The sequence below is a fragment of the Sphingomonas qilianensis genome, from assembly GCF_039614825.1.
In the GTDB taxonomy this organism is placed as follows: Bacteria; Pseudomonadota; Alphaproteobacteria; order Sphingomonadales; family Sphingomonadaceae; genus Sphingomonas; species Sphingomonas qilianensis.
Genome location: NZ_JBDIMF010000003.1, coordinates 58,195 through 77,170, shown reverse-complemented (window position 1 = coordinate 77,170; position 18,976 = coordinate 58,195). Strand labels below are relative to the sequence as shown.

Below are 18,976 nucleotides of genomic sequence, written 5' to 3'. Positions count from 1 at the left end.
CGAGGCATGAATCTTAAGCTCGCTTTTACCGCCACAGGATATTGGTCCTTACGGCTTGATCGCACTGCGACAACACCGACGGGGATTGCTTTGACCATAACGCTAACAGTTTTGCGAACATTGCGAGCCGCTAGCCGACGCATTCCCGCGGGGTTAGGGCAGCGTCGCCGGTCGGGTAAGGATACTTTTACCACTACGCAGGGTCTGGTCTCTTTTCTCCGCCTCCTGCGCAGCGACAAACGCGGCAACACCCTTTTGCTCGTCGCCTTCGCCATCATCCCGCTACTGGCGATGATCGGCTCTGGCCTCGACATGGCGCGCGCCTATGTCGCCCGAGACCGACTGCAACAAGCCTGCGATGCAGCCTCGCTGGCATCCCGCCGATTACTGTCCGGCGCCGTGCTAACTCCGGCGGTGAGCGCCGAAGCGACGAACTATTTCAACTTCAACTTTCCCCAGGGATCGTTCCAGACCGCGGCGTTTACGCCCACGGTCAGCGTTCCTGCAGTGGGCACCGTCAGCATCACCGCCGCCACGACGATCCCCACCACGATCATGAAATTGTTCGGCTTTAGCCGGCTGCCTATTTCTTCGACATGCTCAGCCACGCAGGATTTCGTCGGAACGGATATCGTGCTGGTGCTCGATATGTCGGGGTCGATGAACTGCGCGCCGGGCGTTGCCGGAAGTTGCAACGAAGTCGAACAATCAGGGTCGAAAATGAAGGCTCTGCGCGACGCATCGAAGTCGCTCTATGACACGCTGAAGAGCGCGCAGGATCAATTGCATGCCAATAATCTGCGGCTTCGCTACGGCTTCGTCCCCTACAATCATACGGTCAATGTCGGCTATCAGGTTAACGCGTCGCATATCCGCAATAGCGCCCCATATCAAAGTCGGGAGCGGACTGCTGGGCCGGCTACAAGCGACGAGAATACCTGTAATGCCTTCGAAGGTTCGTGGAGTCGCTTGGATCGGAGGGGGAACGGCACCTGTACCAATTACTTTACGTACAAGCAGTTGACGCTGAATACATCGGATTTCAAAACCGGCGCGTCGGTCTTCACGCCCGGCGCCTCTTCGAGCAACTCCAAGTCAACCTGGGCAGGCTGCATCGAGGAGCGGCAAACAAACAATATTTTGATCGACGGCGGAACAACTGTTAAGACCGCGCCGGCCGATGCCTGGGATCTGGATGTCAACATGATCCCTTCGAGCGACGCCAGTCGCTGGGCGCCCATGTGGCCTGAGGTTGAGTATGATCCAGATACGCGATCGCTCTACCCTGCCGCTCGTTACTGTGCGAGCCAAGCCAGCCGCCTGAAAGAATACTATAATAATGAATCGGGCTTTGATAGCTATGTAGACAGGCTTGACCCTGTCGGTGGTACCTATCACGATATCGGCGTCATCTGGGGCGCCCGTTTTATATCGCCGGACGGCATCTTTGCATCGGCGACCCCCGAAACGAACGACCCAGCCGATCCCGATAATCCGCAAAAGCTGCGTGGTTTTTCAATTCGAAAATACATGATTTTCATGACAGACGGAGACATGTCGCCTTATCTCAACATCTATACTACGTACGGCACAGAAGAACGCGATAAGCGCGTATTGGGATCTGCCAATGGAGCGACTGCTCAACTAGCGCGGCATTTGCAACGGTTTCGGATGGCTTGCAATGCTGCCAAGAGCCAGAATATCAAACTTTACGTCATCGCCTTCTCCACCACGCTGACCGACGACATGAAAAACTGCGCCAGCGATCCTTCGATGGCGTCGGGCATCAGCACATCGGCCGCGCTGATCACGAAATTCCAGGAGATCGGAAGCAAAATCGGGTCGCTGAGGATTAGCCGGTGACGATCGCGTTTGGCATGATGCCGCGGCTCAGCAGGGACACCCGTGGGGCGTCAGTGGTCGAGTTCGCCATCATCGTGCCGGTCTTGATTGGGCTGATATTGGCAATTCTTGAGGTCGGGTATCAGGGCTATATTAATGCGGTAGTGCAAGGCGCGTTGTCGAAAGCCGGCCGGCGGGTCACGGTCGGCAACATGACGCAGGCAGACGTCATCGCATTGATTAAGTCGGAAGTGCGGGATGTTGTTCCGGCACAATATGTGGCTATTTCCACCCGGCGCTATTTCAATTTCTCAAATGTCGGCAAGCCTGAGAAGATTACGTCGGATATCGACCCCAAGGGAACCTATAATCTCGGCGATTGCTTTGAAGACGCGAACAATAACAAGATTTACGATGCCACGCCCGGCGATGATGGCGTCGGCACGGCGGATGATATCGTCTATTATACCGTCCGCGTCGTGTATCCAAATCTGACCCCGATCGGCGGGCTATTATCTTGGTCGCCCACCCGCACGGTGTCCGCGACAACAGTCCTCCGCAACCAGCCTTTTACATCCCGGGCGGAGCCCACCACCGTATGTACGAAAGCATGATCAGCCACGTTAGCGCGCGGGCGAAGAAATTCTGCGCGGATAATCGCGGGCTTGCCCTGGTGGAATTTGCTCTTGCGGCGCCCGTCCTGATAACGCTCGGCTTGGCAGGCGCTGAAGTGACGAATATGGCGGTGTCGGTTATGCGGGTGAACCAAATTTCCACGGCGATCTCTGACAACGTCGCGCGCGTTCGCGATTCGATCGACGAAGCTGACGTCAATGAGGCGTTGCTGAGCGCCAAGACAATCGGCGCGAGCCTGAATTTTACCGCTCGTGGCCGGGTGATCGTTTCCAGCGTGGAACCCAATGCCGCGACCGATGCCACGGGTCAATACATCCGCTGGCAGCGCTGCACCGGCACATTAAATGTTCCCGCATCGCAGCCGCAATACGGCGCCCAGGGCAAAGGCCAGAACGACGCCACGCTACCTTATATGGGACCCACCGGTCGGAGGATCGTCGCTGGCCAGGGCTCCGCATTGATCTTCGTCGAAGTCACCTATCGGTACCAACCGCTGGTTACGGCGGAATTATTTGGAACGCCGATCATCCGTTCCGAATCGGTGTACAATGTTAGAGAGCGTAGTAGCCAGGTTCTGGGCACTGCCCCCGGCACGACGGCCAGCTTGTGCTCAACGTACGCTGCGTGACATGCCGGCTGGGACAGTTCCCAACAGGCGAAACTAATCCGAGGCGAAGCCCATCGCGCCGCGCCCTCAGCTGTGATTCAGGGTATTCACAGCGCGCCAACTTCTAATCCCGTGGGTGCACCACGTTCGCGGGATAGCCGCCCCCTCCCCACCAGCGGGGAGGGGCGGCATCCTCACAAAATCTTCTGCACCGTCGCGACGATCTTGGCCGAGCTCAGCAACGCCAGCTTCTCCAGGTTCGCCGCATATGGCAGCGGCACGTCCTCATTTGCCACGCGCAGCACCGGCGCGTCGAGATCGTCAAAGCCTTCTTCCATGCAGATCGAGACGATCTCCGACGCGATCGAGCAGGTCGCCCAGCCCTCTTCCGCCACGACCAGCCGGTTGGTCTTCTTAAGGCTCGTGAGCACGGCCTGCTTGTCCAGCGGGCGCAACGTGCGCAGATCGATCACTTCGGCCTCAACGCCCTGCTTGGCCAGTTCCTCGGCCGCTTCGAGCGCGAGCCCGACGCCGATCGAATAGCTCACGATGGTCACGTCCGTGCCCTCGCGCATGATCCGCGCCTTGCCGATCGGCAGCACGTAATCGTCGAGCTTGGGCACCTCGAACGTGCGGCCATAGAGCAGCTCGTTTTCGAGGAACACGACCGGATCCTCGGTGCGGATCGCCGCCTTGAGCAGTCCCTTGGCATCCGCCGCGTCATAAGGCGCGATCACGATCAGCCCGGGGACGCTCGCATACCACGGGCCGTAATTCTGGCTGTGCTGCGCGCCGACGCGGCTCGCTGCACCGTTGGGGCCGCGGAACACGATCGGGCAGCGCATCTGCCCGCCCGACATGTAATTGGTCTTGGCGGCAGAGTTCACGATGTGATCGATCGCCTGCATCGCGAAGTTGAATGTCATGAATTCGACAATGGGCCGGAGGCCGCCCATCGCCGCGCCAGTACCGACGCCGGCAAAGCCATATTCGGTGATCGGCGTATCGATCACGCGCTTGGCGCCGAATTCCTCCAGCAGCCCCTGCGTCACCTTGTACGCGCCCTGATATTCGGCGACTTCCTCGCCCATCACGAACACGCGGTCGTCCGTCCGCATTTCCTCGGCCATGGCATCGCGCAGCGCCTCGCGCAGCGTGATCTTGACCATTTCGGTGCCGGCAGGAAGCGCCGGATCGGACACTTCGGCGCCGTGCTTGGAGGCGGCAAACAGCTGCTGCGCGCCGCTTTCCGTCTTGGTCGGCGTGGTGCCTTCCGCCTGGTTCGGTGCCTGGTCGGCGGGCTGCGCCTCCTTGGGCTGCGCGTTCGCCGAATCGCCGGCGCGCTCTTCGCGCTTGGCGGGGGCTTCGGCGGATGCGTCTTCGCCCTCGGCCAGCAACGTCGCGATGACGGTGCCGACCTTCACGTTATCCGCGCCCTCGGCGACCAGGATCCGACCGATCGTGCCTTCGTCGACTGCTTCGAATTCCATCGTCGCCTTGTCGGTTTCGATTTCGGCCATGATGTCGCCCGATTTGACGACATCGCCTTCCTTGACCAGCCATTTGGCCAGCGTGCCTTCCTCCATCGTCGGGGAAAGCGCGGGCATTTTGATTTCGATCGCCATCAGTAGGTTTCCACCAGCACGTCGGTATAAAGTTCGGCTGCGTCCGGCTCGGGCGCGGTCTCGGCAAAGTCGGCGGCGTCGTTCACCTGGCGGCGAATCTCCTGCTCGATGACCTTGAGATCGGCCTCGGTCACGCCCTCCACTTCGAGCAGTTTCTTGCAATGCTCGATCGGATCGGACTTGTCGCGCACCGCCTGAACCTCTTCGCGGCTGCGATATTTGGCCGGATCGGACATCGAATGCCCGCGATAGCGATAGGTCTTCATCTCGAGGATGATCGGCCCCTTGCCCGCGCGCACCCAGGCGAGTGCTTCCTCGGCGGCACCACGGCACGCCAGCACGTCCATGCCGTCGACCTGGATGCCGGGAATGCGGAACGATTCGCCGCGGCGATACAGCTGGTCTTCGGCCGACGAGCGGTTGACGCTCGTGCCCATGGCGTACTGGTTGTTCTCGATCACATAGATCACCGGCAGCTTCCACAGCTCGGCCATGTTGAAGCTCTCGTAGACCTGCCCCTGGTTCGACGCGCCATCACCGAAATAGGCCAGGCAAACGCCGCCATCGCCCTTATATTTATGGCTGAAGCCGAGGCCCGTGCCGAGCGACACCTGCGCACCGACGATGCCGTGCCCGCCATAGAATTTATGCTCGACGCTGAACATGTGCATCGAGCCGCCCTTGCCCTTGGAAATGCCGGCTTGGCGCCCGGTCAGCTCAGCCATCACGTCGCGCGGCGGGATCCCGCACAGCAGCATATGGCCGTGATCGCGATAGCCGGTGATCACGCTGTCCTTGTCGGACAGCGCCGACTGCAAGCCGACGGCAACCGCTTCCTGCCCGATATAAAGATGGCAGAAGCCGCCGATCAGGCCGAGTCCGTACAGCTGGCCGGCCTTCTCCTCGAAACGCCGGATCATCAGCATCTGCTTGTAGAAATCGAGCAATTCGTCTTTCGACGCCTTGTACGGCTGCGGCTCGGCGGGGCGCTCGCGATTGGGCGCGGGCGGCTCGGCGATGCGATCGTTGGGCCGATCGGTGGGGCGGGCGGGGGCTTTGGCCACGTGTTGGAACCTCGTTTCCTTGGGGAGGAGCGCGCGTATAAGCGCGTTTCGCTCAGGACTTCAATCGTTGGCCCTCATCAGAAGTTTCATCGCCACAAGCAATCCCTGATTGCCCCGCGCCGCCACGCCCGCGTAAGTCCAGGCTAATGGATATTGCTCTCCACCCGCCCGCCCACCCTCTGCGTATCGCCAATTTTCGTGCTTATTGGGTAGCCCGTCTCGCCATGACGGTCGCGCAGAACGCGATGATCATCGTCATCGGCTGGCAGACCTATACCATCGCGCGCACCACGATGAGCCCGAGCGGCGCGGCGGCGCAGCTTGGCCTGATCGGCCTGCTGCAGTTCCTCCCCTTGTTCCTCACCACCCCGATCACCGGCTGGGTGGCGGATCGCTTCGATCGGCGCTGGATCACCCGCATCACGGTATCGCTGCAACTGACCTGCGCGCTGATTCTCGCGCTGGCCACGTATGAGGGCTGGATGTCGCTGCCCGTGCTGTTCTCGGTCGCGGTATTGCTTGGGCTCGGCCGCGCCTTTGCCGGCCCGGCATTCGGCGCGCTCGCCCCCAATCTGGTGCCCCGCGCCGTATTGCCCACCGCGATCGCCTTGAGCTCGATCTCGTGGCAGGTTGGGACGATCATCGGCCCGGCGATCGGCGGCTTTGCCTACGCGCATGCGCAAAGCGGCGCCTATTGGCTGTCGGTCGTGCTGTTCGGCCTGGCGCTGATCGCTCTGATGTTCATCGGCAAAGTGCCCAGCCCGCCGCGCTCGACCGCACATCCGCTGCGCCAGATCGTCCAGGGCCTGGCGTATGTCGGGCATAACAAGCTCGTGCTCGGCGCGATCACGCTCGATCTGTTCGCCGTATTTCTGGCGGGAACCAGCGCGTTACTGCCAATCTTCGCACATGATATTTTCAAGGTTGGCCCGACCGGGCTGAGCCTGCTCGCCGCCGCCCCCGCGGTCGGCGCAGCGGTCATCGCGGTGCTCTTCTCGTTCCGCCCGCTCAAGCACAATGTCGGCCCGCGCATGCTCGTTTCGGTGCTGATCTATGGCACCGCGACGATCGTGTTTGGCATCGCGCATCTGATCATTCCCGCCTACGCGTTCGAGGTGGCGGTGGGGGCGCTGGCGGTGGCGGGGGCCGCGGACATGTTCTCGGTGTATATCCGTCAGTCGCTGATCCAGTTGCACACGCCCGATGAGATGCGCGGCCGCGTCGGCGCCGTTTCGCAGCTGACCATTTCCGCCTCCAATGAGCTGGGCGAAGCCGAGTCGGGCTTCCTCGCCGCCGCGCTCGGCCCGGTCGGCGCGGTGCTGGTCGGCGGTGGCGGGGCGATTGTAGTCACCATCCTGTGGACCTATCTGTTCCCCAGCTTACGGCGCGCCAAGACGTTCGATCCGCCCACCAGCCGGCAGGACGCCGCGGACAAAGAGATGGAGTCAGTAGCATGAAGGCCAACACGATCCTCGAGACGATCGGCAACACCCCGCACATTCGCGTGCAGCGGCTGTTTCCGGGTACCGAAGTGTGGATCAAATCCGAACGCGCCAACCCTGGCGGCTCGATCAAGGATCGCATCGCGCTGGCCATGGTCGAGGCGGCCGAAGCGTCGGGCGAGCTCAAGCCCGGCGGCACGATCATCGAGCCGACCTCGGGCAATACCGGCGTCGGCCTGGCCATGGTCGCGGCGGTGAAGGGCTACAAACTGGTGCTGGTCATGCCCGAGAGCATGTCGATCGAGCGCCGCCGGCTGATGCTGGCCTACGGCGCTACCTTCGATCTCACGCCGCGCGAAAAGGGCATGAAGGGCGCGATCGAGCGCGCGCTGGAGCTGATCGCACAGACGCCCAACAGCTGGATGCCACAGCAGTTCGAAAACCCCGCCAATATCGACGTGCATGTGCGCACCACCGCGATGGAAATCCTCGCCGATTTCGCTGATGCGCCGATCGATGTGATCATCACCGGCGTGGGTACGGGCGGGCACATTACCGGCGTGGCGGAGACGCTCAAGAAGAGCTGGCCCAACCTCAAAGTCTATGCCGTCGAGCCCGCCGCCTCGCCGGTCATTGCCGGCGGCCAGCCGGGGCCGCACCCGATCCAGGGCATCGGCGCGGGCTTCGTCCCCGCCAATCTGCACACGCAGTCGATCGATGGCACGATCCAGGTCGATGCCGCCGTCGCCAAGGATATGGCGCGCCGCGCGGCCAGCGAAGAGGGCATGCTGGTCGGCATCAGCTCGGGCGCGACGCTCGCAGCGATCCTGCAGAAGCTGCCCGATCTGCCCGATAACGTCCGTGTGCTCGGCTTCAATTACGATACCGGCGAACGCTATCTCTCGGTGCCCGATTTCCTGCCGGAAAGCTGATCGTGTCCCCGGCCGAGGCCGGGGACGTTTCTCCTTGCGCGCATTTTAGGCTAAGGCCCGCCGCTCGCCGTGGCATGAATCGTCATGCCCCCATGTCCGCTCGCCCGCGAGCCGTGCCGAAGTTAGTCCCAGATGCCCCTCGCCCCGCACAAGATTTCCCTCCCCCGCGCCGCCGGGATCGCGCCGATCTATCGCGCGCTCCTGCTGCTGATCGCGCTGCTGGCGATCGCCGTTCCGCTGCTCGTCGTGCGCTTCGCCCCCCCTGTGGTGCCGCAGCATCGGATCAAGCAGCGCGCGCAGCGTGTGGTGCCGCAGGCCGAGCTGCCCCCGGTTGAGCCGGTCACCTACCGCCAGCTTGCCCCACAGGATGCACAGACGTTCAACGCCGCCGTGCCCTTCTCGACCGATCCCAACCCCGCCGCGCGCCCGTTCCGGCTCGATGGGGCGGCTGATGACCGCGCGCGTGCGATCGACTGCATGGCCGCCGCGATGCTGTACGAAGCGGGCGACGATACCTTGGGCCAGCGCTCGGTCGGTCAGGTGATCATCAACCGCACACGCCACCCTGCATTTCCCAAGACGATCTGCGGTGTCGTGTTCCAGGGGCAGGAACGCAGCACCGGTTGCCAGTTTACCTTCACCTGCGATGGCGCGCTGCTGCGCAACCGCTGGTCCGAGACGGCGTGGAAGCGTGCGCGCGAAACCGCCACGCTGGCGCTCACCGGCCAGGTCTACAAGCCGGTCGGCTATGCCACGCATTATCATACCGACTGGGTGGTGCCGTATTGGCAGGCCAGCCTCGACAAGGTTGCCAAGGTGCGCACGCATCTGTTCTTCCGCTGGACCGGCTGGTGGGGCACGCCGCCCGCCTTCCGCCGGGCCGTTTCGTCGAGCGAACCCGTCATTCCGCAACTCGCTTCCTATTCGGAGGCGCATCGCATGGGCGCGGCATTGCTCGACCCGTCCAATCCGGCACTCGACGGCATCACCTCGGTGGGCACGCTGCCCACGCCCGTGGCGCAGGACAACAACAGCTTCCTGGTGTCGCTCGATCCCGAAATGTCGGCCGATACGTTTCCGCTGCTCGCCACGCGCGCGTGCGGCACGCGTGATTATTGCAAGTTCATGGGCTGGCTCGATTCGTCGCACACGCCCTCCACCGTGCCGATCGCGCCGCAGCAGATCGCCACCATGTCGTTCAGCTATCTGCGTGACCGCTCACGCGGCTATGACAAGGCGCTGTGGAATTGCGCGCAGCTCAAGCGCCCCGATCCCGGCCAGTGCATGAAGCTTCAGGTCCTGGCGCCAGTCGCGCGCCAAACCGAGGCGTTTCGCCTGGAAACCATGCCTGGCTCGCGCGTCACCGTGCCCGTCAGCAGCGGTGCCAAGCCGACGGAGGAGTTGACCGGCGTGCGCCGCCGTGTGGAGATCACCGCCGTCCCGCCGAGGCCGGCGCCGACGCCGGCCGCGCCACCGGCTCGTTGACGCTCAATTGCTTCCGGGCTCGGGGGCAATCACTTGGCGGTATATGTCCCCATCCAGCCGAGCACTTCACGATACCACTGCCGCGAATTGTTGGGCTTCAACACCCAGTGATTCTCGTTGGGGTTGACCAACAGACGTGATGGCACGCCGCGCCGTTGCAACGCCGTGAACGCCGCAATCCCTTGCGTGTAGGGAATGCGAAAATCCTTCTCGCCGGTGATCACCAGCATCGGCGTCTTCCATTTATCGACGAAATTCACCGGGTTCCATTTCTCGAACGCGGCGGGGTCTTCATAATAGGCTTTGCCACCATGCTCCCACTCGTCGAACCACAATTCTTCGGTCTCATAAGCCATGGCGCGCGAATCAAACACGCCGTCATGCTGCACGATGCATTTGAAGCGATCCGGCCACTGCCCCTCGAACCAGTTCATCATATAGCCGCCATACGACGCGCCGAGCGCGCAGGCATTATCGCCATCCAGCCAGCCGAACGTGTCCGTCGCCGCCTTCAGGCCCTTCTGCAGATCCTCGAGCGGCCAGCCGCCCCAATTGTTGCTGATCGCATCGGTGAAGGCCTGGCCGTAGCCGGTGGAGCCGTGGAAATCGACCGCCACCGGACCATAGCCCGCCCCGGCAAACACCGCCGGGTTCCAGCGATACGACCAGCTGTTGTTGCTCGATCCCTGCGGCCCGCCATGCACCATATAGGCGATCGGCACCTTACCCGTGCTGCCCGCCGGCTTCACCGCATAACCCCACACCGTATCGTTATTGGCGCCGGTAAAGCTGAACCGCGTCACCACCGGCATATCAATATCCGCCAGTTTGGCCGCGTTGACCGAGGTTAGCCGGACGGGCTTCTCGCCTGTCAGACGATAGAAATCGTCCGGCGCGGTCAGGCTGTTCATGGCGAACACCAGCCCCTTGGGCGTCGGCACCACGCCCGACACATGGCCCTGCTGCGTCAGTCGCGTAACCTTGCCGCTCGCCGCGTCGACCGCGAAGACCGGTGTTTCCTGCGTATCATCGGCGGTAACATACAGCGTCTTGCCGTTTGCCGCCCAGGCGATCGAGGCCACCGAGCGATCCCAGCCTTGCGTCAGCGCACGCGTCTGCCCGCTGGCCAGATCGCGCACCATCAGCACTTGTCGATCCGCCTCGAACCCGGCGCGCGCCATGGCGAAATAGGCAAGAAAGCGGCCGTCGGGCGACACCGTCGGCAGATTGTCGGTGCCATCATTGGCGTCCGTCAGATTTACCGGCGCCGTCGATCCATCGGCCGCCGCGGCAAAAATATCGAGGTTGGTCGATAGCGGCTCGATCCGCCCTGCCTCGCGTAAAGCGAAGTAGACAGTCTTGCCGTCGCGGCTCCAATCGACTTCCTCCGCACCACCGAACGGCTTGGACGGCGCATCGCCGATCAGCGCCCCGCCGATCGCCACGCCGTTGCCTGTCGCGCCCTCGGGGCCCAGCGGCAAGACGAACAATTGCGAGCGATCGCCGTTCGACCAGCTATCCCAGTGCCGGACGAACAACTGCTCATAAGTCCGGCCCTCCCCCGCCCCCGCATCCTTCTCAACCATAATAGGCTCGAGGCTGGGAGCGCCTGGCTTGCGGTCCGCCCAGACGAGCATCTTGTCGTCCGTTGGCGCGACCTTGAACCCGCCAAACCCGCCGCGAAATGCGGTCAGCTTCTTGGGTGCGCTACCATCCACGCCGATCGACCAGACGGCATCGTCCCCGCCCTTGTCCGACTGGTAATAGACCGTGCGGCCATCGGCCGATATCTGCGGCGCGGTTTCGTTGACCGCCGCCTCGGCCGCCAGCTTCTCGGGCGTGGCGCCCTTCGTCGCCAGATCGAGCCGCCACAAATCGAACCGCCCTTTATTGGCATCGAGATCGGCTTCGCGCTGCTGCCACACCAGCCAGCGGCCATCGGGCGAGGCCACGGGCGACGAAACGCGCGACAACGCAATCACGTCGTCGATGGTCAGTTGGCGGGCAGCGGCCGGGGCAGCGGCAGCGGTGAGCGCGAGGACACTCGCGGAGAGGATCATCTTCATGCGCGCCGGTGTAGAGCAGATCGCGCTGCCTCGGCAACGCCCCGGCGCCAGTCAGCGCTGGCTGGTGATCCGGGCGATCTCCTGCGCCACCATCTGCTCCACCATGCCAGGCAGATGGGTGTCCATCCAGTCACGCAGCATGGGGCGGATCATCTCGCGCACCAGGCCTTCCAGCGTGTCGGCGCCCGACACTTCTGGTTTGACCACCAGGCGGGACAGCGCATCCAGCGGCCCGCGCGTCGCCTGCGTCGCGCGCGCAGACAGAATTGGCTCGGCCTCCGGCGTGGCGGAGGCCGGTGCGTGGATGTAAGACTGCCGCACATCAGTATCCTCGTCTCGGACGGGATCGCTCAGTTCGAGAATCTCTTCATAAACGAAGTCGTCGAGATCGGGCCGGGGCGACTGCGTCAGGCGCGACGCCTTGCGCGCGCGCGTCGCGGTCGCTGCGGCATCGCCCTCCTCGGCAATGATCCGTTTGATCGACGAGAGGATATCCTCCATCGACGGTTCAGCGCTGATATCCCCCATCGACACTTCCCATCCGCCGCAGCGCATTATTTGGGTACGCTTGCGGGATTAACCACGTCTCTGTCAACCGGCGTATCGAGGATCGGATCCAGCGGCCGCGTCACCTCGGATCCCTGCGCCCGGGTCCCCGCCGTACGCGTCGCCACCGGTTGCGGATCGACGTCGCCGCCGCGATCCGACCAGCGATTTTTCACCCGGTCATAATTCACGACGGGGTTGTAGAGCGGCCCGCCCTCCAATCCGAGATCATTGGCCTCGGCGCGGCCCATTGCTGCCTGCAAGGCAAAGCGCGCCACGTAGGAATCGCGCCGCGCGGTAACCAAAGTCACTTGCGAATTGAGCAATTCCTGCTCGGCATTGAGAATATCGAGGATCGTGCGATTGCCCACGCTATTCTCCGCACGGACCCCCTCCAGCGACAAGCGGTTGGCGGCGACCGCCGTCTCCGCCGAGGCGATCACCTCTTCGGACGATTTCCACACGGCATAAGCGGCGCGCGTATTGGCGATCACCGCGCGTTCCGCCTCGGTCACCTGCTCGATCGATTGGCTGCGCCGCGCTTGCGCCTGCCGCACCTGCGCCGCCGGGCGCCCGCCCTGGAACAGCGGCAGCGTCAGCGACAGGCCGGCGCTCCCCGTCGTGCCCGCCTGGTTGCCGACCGCCAGCCCGGATCCCGCGCCCAGCGATCCGAGATAATTGAAATAATTGGCGCCCAGCACCACGCCCACGCGCGGCGAGCGGCTGGCGCGCGCGACATTGATATCGAATTCGGTCGCGTCGCGCGTTCGTTGCGCGGCAAGCAGGCTGGGATTGTCCTGCAGCGCGATCTCCACTGCCTGATCGACGCCAGCCGGCGCGCCCGGCACCGCGGGCGGCGTTTCCAGCACGCCCGGCGCATCACCGACCAGCCGGATATAATTTTCGCGGCTGGAAATCAGCCGGGCCTGCGCGGTCTGCAGCTGCGCGCGCGCCAACGACAGCCGCGCCTGCGATTGCGCCACGTCGGTGCGCGTCAGATCGCCGACCTGGAAGCGATCGTTGCTGGCCTGCAGGTTGACGTCGAGCACGCGCACATTCTGCGTGTTGAGCCCGACGATCGCTTCGTCGCGGATCACATCCATATACGCGCCGACCACCGCGGTGAACAAATCCGCCTCCGTGCCGCGCAAGCCCAGCCGGCCGGCATCCACCCGCGTCTCGGCGGCGCGGATCGAATTGCGCACCGCGCCGCCGTTGAAGATCGGCACGGACAATTGCGTCGAGGCGGTGGCCGATCGATCGGGCGAATTGAAGCCGTTAGCCCCCGGCCCCTGCAGCACCGCTTCGCTATAGCCGCCGGTCAAATCGAGCGCCGGCCGCCCGGCGGCACGCGCGATCGGCACATTCTCGTCGATCGCGCGGACATTGGCGCGCTGGGCAGTCAGCGTGGGATTGGTGTTATACGCTTTGACCAGCGCTTCCTTGAGCGTGTCCGCCCCCGCCGGGGTAGCAACGAGCATCAGCGCCGTTCCAGCTAGCAAGCACGTCCGGCGCATCGGCATCTCTCAGAAAGTGAACGATTTGGTGCGGGCAAAGCCCGGCAGCGGCACGCAATCGATGTCGGCGAACGGCAGCAGCGCAAAGCCGCCCGCGCTGCGCCGGCCGGCCGCCAGCCGCGACACGCCGCGATCGGCAATCCCGCCAACCACGCGCCCGCCCGGCTTGACCTGCGCCAGCAGCGCCTCGGGCAAATGCTCGGTCGCGCCATCGATCACCAGCAGATCATACGGCCCGGCGTCCGCCGCCCCCGCCTCCAACGGCCCCTCGACGACGGTCACGTTGGCATGATCGGCAAGCGCGGTGCGCGCCAGCGCGGCCAGCGCAGCATCGCTTTCCACGGCCGTCACCGACGCGACGATCTCGGCCAGCACGGCAGCGGTGTAACCGCCCGCTGCGCCGATCAGCAACACGCGGTCGGTTGCCTGCAGCACCGCCTCGGTCAACAGCCGCCCGGTGGCGATCGGCACGTTCTGAAAGCGTCCACGGCCCAGCGGCAGTGCGGTATCGCGATACGCCATCGCCTGCGCCTCGACCGGCAGATACTTTTCGCGCGGCACGCGCGCCATCACGGCGACGAGCCGCGGATCGCTCACCGCATTGGTGCGCAATTGGCTTGCCACCATCGCGTGCCGCATCGTTTCACTCGAATCGGTTGTTTCTACTGTCATCACGCTATCCTCATTACACGGCTGTTTTAGCCGTGCAACACACCAATTGATCCGACCGGCTTGTACCGCGCCGCGCCGCCCGCGCCAAGCGACCGATAAAGACGCGCGCAATTGCGGCATTTGTGCGCTAAAGGTTGACACCGGCTCGCCCCCGCCGCATCTCGCCGCCTCGCTCATCGAGGCCCGATGGCGGAGTGGTGACGTAGAGGACTGCAAATCCTCGCACCCGGGTTCGATTCCCGGTCGGGCCTCCAGCCTTGCGAAATTATGTTTATATTTCATCATCTTGTGCCTGCGATGTGTCTCTCGCTTGGGAAAGGTGAGACACTTCCCATTCTGAAATCTGCTTGAGCGCGCTGTCTGCGAGACGCCGCTGACTCGCGCTGGCGGTGTAAAGCGCGACCTCTGCGTCCTCGGTGTGGCCCGAAATCGACTTGAGCGATTGGTTGCCGAGCTCCAATTCTGCCGCCCGCCGCATGATCGCTTTGCGAAGGCCGTGCGCGGTGCAGTGCGGAAGGCCGGCATCGTCGCAGCACTCGCGAAACCAGTTGCCAAACCCGGCGCTGGTATAGGGCCTGCCCCAATCCGTGAGCAGGAACGCGGTGGCTTCGGGCAGGCGCGGCGGCATAGCCTCAATAGCAGCGCGAAGCTGAGGCATGATGAGCAAGCCCAATTGCTTGCCGCCCTTTTTCTGCTTCAACTCGATTCGGCAGTCTACAATATGCTGATCGCCGAACAGATAGGCATCGCCGCGGCGTTGGCCCGACCAGAGCAGGATCTCCAACGCGAGGCGCGGCCTCGTGCCTAGCGCGTGAAAGGCGCGATACTGCGCGATCTCGGCCTCGCTCCATGCGTGATAGCCGGTCGACTTCTCGCCAGCCGCAACCTTGATGCGGTCGGACGATTCGACTGGATTATCTGCCCGCATCCGCGCCTTGACGGCAAAAGCGAACATGCGGACCAGTTCCTTGCGGAGTTTGCGCGCCGCCTCGACGCCGCAAGAAGCCTATGATCGCGCGTTGCACCGTCGAACGGCTGGTGCATGAGATGGGCTTGCTAGTGGTGATCCGGGGCAAACCGGTGCGCACCACGATCATCGACAAGGCGGCGCCGTGCCCGTGCGAACCCCGCCTCCAAGGTTGTCGCGCATTTTCTCAATCCGACAGGGCATCTCGCACAATAGTGCGAACATAAAGCACGTGCGCCACCGCGCACGCCACAATTCTCCAGAATTCGCGGTGTGCTGCGTCGCCAAACATGTGTTTTCCGACAATGGGCGGCGCCGTTGTTTCGCTGAAGGTTGCCAATCGGGAATGGCGGATCGGCGTAGATGAAACGGCACTCAACAGATAAAGACCGCCACAACGACGGGGTAGACGGATATGAACCTGGCACTGGGCATGACGCGCCGTAATATGATGGGTAACGCGGTGGCCGCAGGGCTGATGGCCTCGCCATTGGCCGCTGCTGTGCGGTTCGATCGGCGCAAGCGTGGGTTCGATATCACGCGAGACGACGGCGGCGTGGTGCCCGTGTTCGTAGATGCGGAGGACTTGCCCGGCGTCCGTCGCGCCTCGGGCGATCTGGCCGCCGATATCGGTCGTGTGACGGGCACCGCGGCGCAGATCGTCGGCGACCGCTTGCGACTGCCGGCGCGGATCATCATGGTCGGGTCGATCGGCCATAGTCCTTTGATCGACCAGTTGATCGCTGGCGGCAAACTCGACGTCGCCGGCATTCGCGGCAAATGGGAGTCGTTCGTCGTTGAGACAATCGCCAACCCGCTACCGGGCGTTACCGAGGCGCTGGTGATCGTCGGCAGCGACAAGCGCGGCGCGATCTACGGCGCCTACGAGCTCTCGCGGATGATCGGCGTGTCGCCCTGGTATTGGTGGGCGGACGTGCCCGTCATCCGCCAGGCGCATCTGAGCGTCGCGCGCGGCCGCTATGTCCAGGGTTCGCCCGCGGTCAAATATCGCGGCATCTTCCTCAACGACGAGGCGCCGTGCCTGTCGGGCTGGACCACCGAAAAATTCGGCGGGATGAACGCGCAATTCTACGGCCGCCTGTTCGAACTGCTGTTGCGGCTGCGCGCCAATTATCTGTGGCCGGCGATGTGGAACAACGCGTTCGCGATCGACGATCCGGCCAACGCGCCGATGGCCGAGGAATACGGCATCGTGATGGGCACGTCGCATCACGAGCCCATGATGCGCGCGCACAAGGAATGGACCGACAACCGCAAGGATTACGGCAACGGCGCGTGGAATTACGCGACCAACGGGCCGGCGGTCGCCAAATTCTTCCGCGAGGGGATCGTCCGCAATCGCAGCAACGAGGTCGTCGTCACGATCGGGATGCGCGGCGACGGCGATGTCGCGCTCGAAAGCACCGGCGGCCTCCAGTCCGACGTTAAATTGCTCGAAGGCGTCATCACCGACCAGCGGCGCATCATCGCCGAGGGCATGGGCAAGCCAGCCGATCAGGTGCCGCAGGTGTGGGTGCTGTTCACCGAGGTCTATAAATATTACGATGCCGGGCTGAAGATTCCCGACGACGTGACGCTGATGCTAGCCGACGACAATGTCGGCAATCTGCGGCGCCTGCCGACGGCGGCGGAGCGCGGTCGCAAGGGCGGCTTCGGCGTCTATTTCCACATGGACATGCACGGCGGCCCGTTCGCCTATCAGTGGATCAACTCGAACCCGCTGCCCAAGATCTGGGAGCAGATGAACCTCGCCAACCAATATGGCGCGAACGAGATGTGGATCGCCAATGTCGGCGACCTCAAGCCGCTCGAACTGCCGATCGAGTTCTTCCTCGCGATGGCGTGGAACCCCGCCGACGTTGCCAAGGACAAGATCGCCGACTGGACGCGCACCTGGGCGGAACGCCAGTTCGGGCCGGAACATGCCACCGAGATCGCGTTTCTCGCGGCGCGCTATGCGAAATACAACGGGATGCGCAAACCGGAGCAGCTTCGGCCCGGTACGTACAGTCTCGAACATTACCGCGAGGCCGAGCGCATGTGCGAGGCTTGGAGCGATCTCGTCCGTCGCGCCGAGGGGGTCGACGCCGCGCTGCGTCCCGACCAGCGCGATGCGTTCTATCAGCTTGTGCTCTACCCGGTGCGCGCCTGCGCCAATCTGACGCTGATGTATGCCGCGGCCGCGCGCAATGCGCGGTTCGCCGAGCAGGCGCGCGCGAGCACAAAGGCCGAGGCGGACGAGGTCCGGCGGCGTTTCAAATACGACCACGAACTGCGCGACACTTACAATCACGTCCTCGCCGGCGGCAAATGGAACCACATGATGGACCAGATGCACATCGGCTATTTCGACTGGTATCCACCCGAGTCCGACATCATGCCCGCAGTCACCGACCTAAACCTGGACGGCGTGACCGGATTCGGCATCAGCGTAGACGGGGACAGCCGCGGGTGGCCGGGCTACTACCTGCCGCCGACGCTGCCGACGCTCGACAGCATAACGCGGCTGTTGACCTATCTCGACGTGTTCCCGCGCGGGTTGGCCGAAGCGCCGGTGACGGTCACTGCGGATCAGCCATGGGTGATGATCCGCGAAGGCAAGGCGTTCAGCGCGTCGCCGCGTGACAAGCGGTTCTGGATCGATGTCGACTGGGCAAAGGCTCCGGTAGGCAAGGCCAAGGCGACGATCGCGGTCAAGGGTGAGACGACGATCACCGTGCGGCTGAATGCGGTTCGCGCGACGCCGCAGCAGGAGAAGGACGCGCGCGGCGCATTCGGTGGGCTTGCCGGAGCCTTTGCGGTGCCGGTTGCCGAGTTTACGCGGTCGGTCCCCGTCGGCAACGTACGCTGGGACGCGATCCCCGATTTCGGCCGCGTCGAGACGGCGATGTCGATCTTCCCCGTCGATGCGCCCTCCTTCGCGGACCCCACGCGCGCGCCGCGTCTGGAGTATCTGATCTTCCTGGCGGCAGCGGGCAAGTATCGCGTCGATCTGGTGACCGGCCCGACGCTGGAAGTCATCCCCGGGCGAAAACTGAGCGTCGCGGTCTGGCTCGACGGCCAGCGGCCGGAGATCGGTACGGTCTTCACGCCCGAAGACGGTGCGTCGCAGGACTTTCTCGGCGCCAAGCACGCGGTCAACACCGCCGACAACGCGCGGACGATGCGGTTCACGATCGACGCGGATCGACCTGGCCGTCACGTACTGACCATTGCGATGATCGATCCGACGATGGTGGTGCAGGCCATCGCGATTGCGAACGGCGATCCCAAGGCGTCGTATTTCGGACCACCGATAATCGACACGCGCCCTGCGAAACTTGGCCGACCGGTATCGCCCTGGGCGACCGTTAGGTCATGATGCCCATCCGCGCGCGCTTATTCATAGGTGCCGCCGCCTCGTGTCGGTTAGCGCCGTCAGCCTTCCCTTAAGCCGGCTGTCCGTTTCCCTCTCGCCAACCCGGACATTCCCGAAATTTAGTCGATTCTGGAAACGCCGATGCCGTCTCGCCCGCTGTTTACAATCTGGAAAGCCACCGCTTCGATTTACCAAC

At 63.6% G+C, this 18,976-nt stretch carries 14 protein-coding genes and 1 tRNA gene; 8 read left to right on the top strand and 7 right to left on the bottom strand.

Translation table 11 applies throughout. From position 1 onward, the window contains the following. Positions 1-6: 6 nt before the first annotated feature. From ABC969_RS09130 to ABC969_RS09120, 3 genes are read left to right on the top strand one after another with little or no spacing between them, the layout of a single operon-like run. On the top strand, positions 7-1,863 hold the full coding sequence (locus ABC969_RS09130) for a TadE/TadG family type IV pilus assembly protein (RefSeq protein WP_345864381.1): 1,857 nt from the start codon (positions 7-9) through the stop codon (positions 1,861-1,863). Continuing rightward, on the top strand, positions 1,860-2,456 hold the full coding sequence (locus ABC969_RS09125) for a TadE/TadG family type IV pilus assembly protein (protein ID WP_345864380.1): 597 nt from the start codon (positions 1,860-1,862) through the stop codon (positions 2,454-2,456). Before ABC969_RS09130 ends, ABC969_RS09125 begins: the two co-directional genes overlap by 4 nt. Beyond that, positions 2,453-3,106, top strand: a complete 654-nt coding sequence (locus ABC969_RS09120; protein ID WP_345864379.1) for a TadE/TadG family type IV pilus assembly protein — start codon at positions 2,453-2,455, stop codon at positions 3,104-3,106. Before ABC969_RS09125 ends, ABC969_RS09120 begins: the two co-directional genes overlap by 4 nt. 173 nt (positions 3,107-3,279) lie before the next feature. Here the strand turns inward: ABC969_RS09120 and ABC969_RS09115 are convergent, their stop codons facing one another. Together ABC969_RS09115 and pdhA are read right to left on the bottom strand one after the other, a co-directional pair. Further along, positions 3,280-4,710, bottom strand: coding sequence for a pyruvate dehydrogenase complex E1 component subunit beta (locus ABC969_RS09115; protein WP_345864378.1), 1,431 nt, complete (start codon positions 4,708-4,710; stop codon positions 3,280-3,282). Next, the gene (pdhA, locus tag ABC969_RS09110) at positions 4,710-5,774 is read right to left on the bottom strand and encodes a pyruvate dehydrogenase (acetyl-transferring) E1 component subunit alpha (protein WP_380807755.1); all 1,065 of its coding nucleotides are present in this window, start codon (positions 5,772-5,774) and stop codon (positions 4,710-4,712) included. The genes ABC969_RS09115 and pdhA overlap by 1 nt, the downstream gene beginning before the upstream one ends. A gap of 146 nt (positions 5,775-5,920) precedes the next feature. Here pdhA and ABC969_RS09105 point away from each other — a divergent pair, with 146 nt between their 5' ends. The 3 genes from ABC969_RS09105 (at position 5,921) to ABC969_RS09095 (ending at position 9,633) form a co-directional block, all read left to right on the top strand. After that, positions 5,921-7,231, top strand: a complete 1,311-nt coding sequence (locus ABC969_RS09105) for an MFS transporter (RefSeq protein ID WP_345864377.1) — start codon at positions 5,921-5,923, stop codon at positions 7,229-7,231. Then, positions 7,228-8,148 carry a cysteine synthase A gene (gene cysK / locus ABC969_RS09100; RefSeq protein ID WP_345864376.1) on the top strand — a complete coding sequence of 307 codons (921 nt, stop codon included), beginning with the start codon at positions 7,228-7,230 and terminating at the stop codon, positions 8,146-8,148. The genes ABC969_RS09105 and cysK overlap by 4 nt, the downstream gene beginning before the upstream one ends. Positions 8,149-8,280: 132 nt before the next feature. After that, on the top strand, positions 8,281-9,633 hold the full coding sequence (locus ABC969_RS09095; RefSeq protein ID WP_345864375.1) for a cell wall hydrolase: 1,353 nt from the start codon (positions 8,281-8,283) through the stop codon (positions 9,631-9,633). Positions 9,634-9,662: 29 nt separating this feature from the next. Here ABC969_RS09095 and ABC969_RS09090 read toward each other — a convergent pair whose 3' ends face one another. Genes ABC969_RS09090 through ABC969_RS09075 form a run of 4 tightly spaced genes read right to left on the bottom strand, consistent with a single transcriptional unit; the run spans position 9,663 to position 14,434 of the window. Continuing rightward, positions 9,663-11,699 (bottom strand): S9 family peptidase, encoded by a 2,037-nt coding sequence (locus ABC969_RS09090; protein WP_345864374.1) that lies wholly within the window; start codon positions 11,697-11,699, stop codon positions 9,663-9,665. A 51-nt stretch (positions 11,700-11,750) separates the two neighbouring features. Beyond that, positions 11,751-12,227 (bottom strand): DUF2497 domain-containing protein, encoded by a 477-nt coding sequence (locus ABC969_RS09085; RefSeq protein WP_345864373.1) that lies wholly within the window; start codon positions 12,225-12,227, stop codon positions 11,751-11,753. A gap of 26 nt (positions 12,228-12,253) precedes the next feature. Next, positions 12,254-13,762 (bottom strand): TolC family outer membrane protein, encoded by a 1,509-nt coding sequence (locus ABC969_RS09080; RefSeq protein ID WP_345864372.1) that lies wholly within the window; start codon positions 13,760-13,762, stop codon positions 12,254-12,256. 9 nt (positions 13,763-13,771) lie between these two features. After that, complete coding sequence (locus ABC969_RS09075) at positions 13,772-14,434, bottom strand: protein-L-isoaspartate O-methyltransferase family protein (protein ID WP_345864371.1); 663 nt, start codon at positions 14,432-14,434, stop codon at positions 13,772-13,774. A gap of 180 nt (positions 14,435-14,614) precedes the next feature. On the opposite strand from ABC969_RS09075, the gene ABC969_RS09070 reads away from it, so the two are divergent. Next, a tRNA-Cys gene (locus tag ABC969_RS09070) sits at positions 14,615-14,688 on the top strand. A 17-nt stretch (positions 14,689-14,705) separates the two neighbouring features. Here ABC969_RS09070 and ABC969_RS09065 read toward each other — a convergent pair. After that, the gene (locus tag ABC969_RS09065; RefSeq protein ID WP_345864370.1) at positions 14,706-15,389 is read right to left on the bottom strand and encodes a tyrosine-type recombinase/integrase; all 684 of its coding nucleotides are present in this window, start codon (positions 15,387-15,389) and stop codon (positions 14,706-14,708) included. A 427-nt stretch (positions 15,390-15,816) separates the two neighbouring features. Between ABC969_RS09065 and ABC969_RS09060 the strand changes: the two genes are divergently transcribed. Continuing rightward, a complete protein-coding gene (locus ABC969_RS09060) occupies positions 15,817-18,783 on the top strand; it encodes a glycosyl hydrolase 115 family protein (RefSeq protein ID WP_345864369.1) in 2,967 nt (988 codons plus the stop codon). Positions 18,784-18,976: the final 193 nt, after the last annotated feature.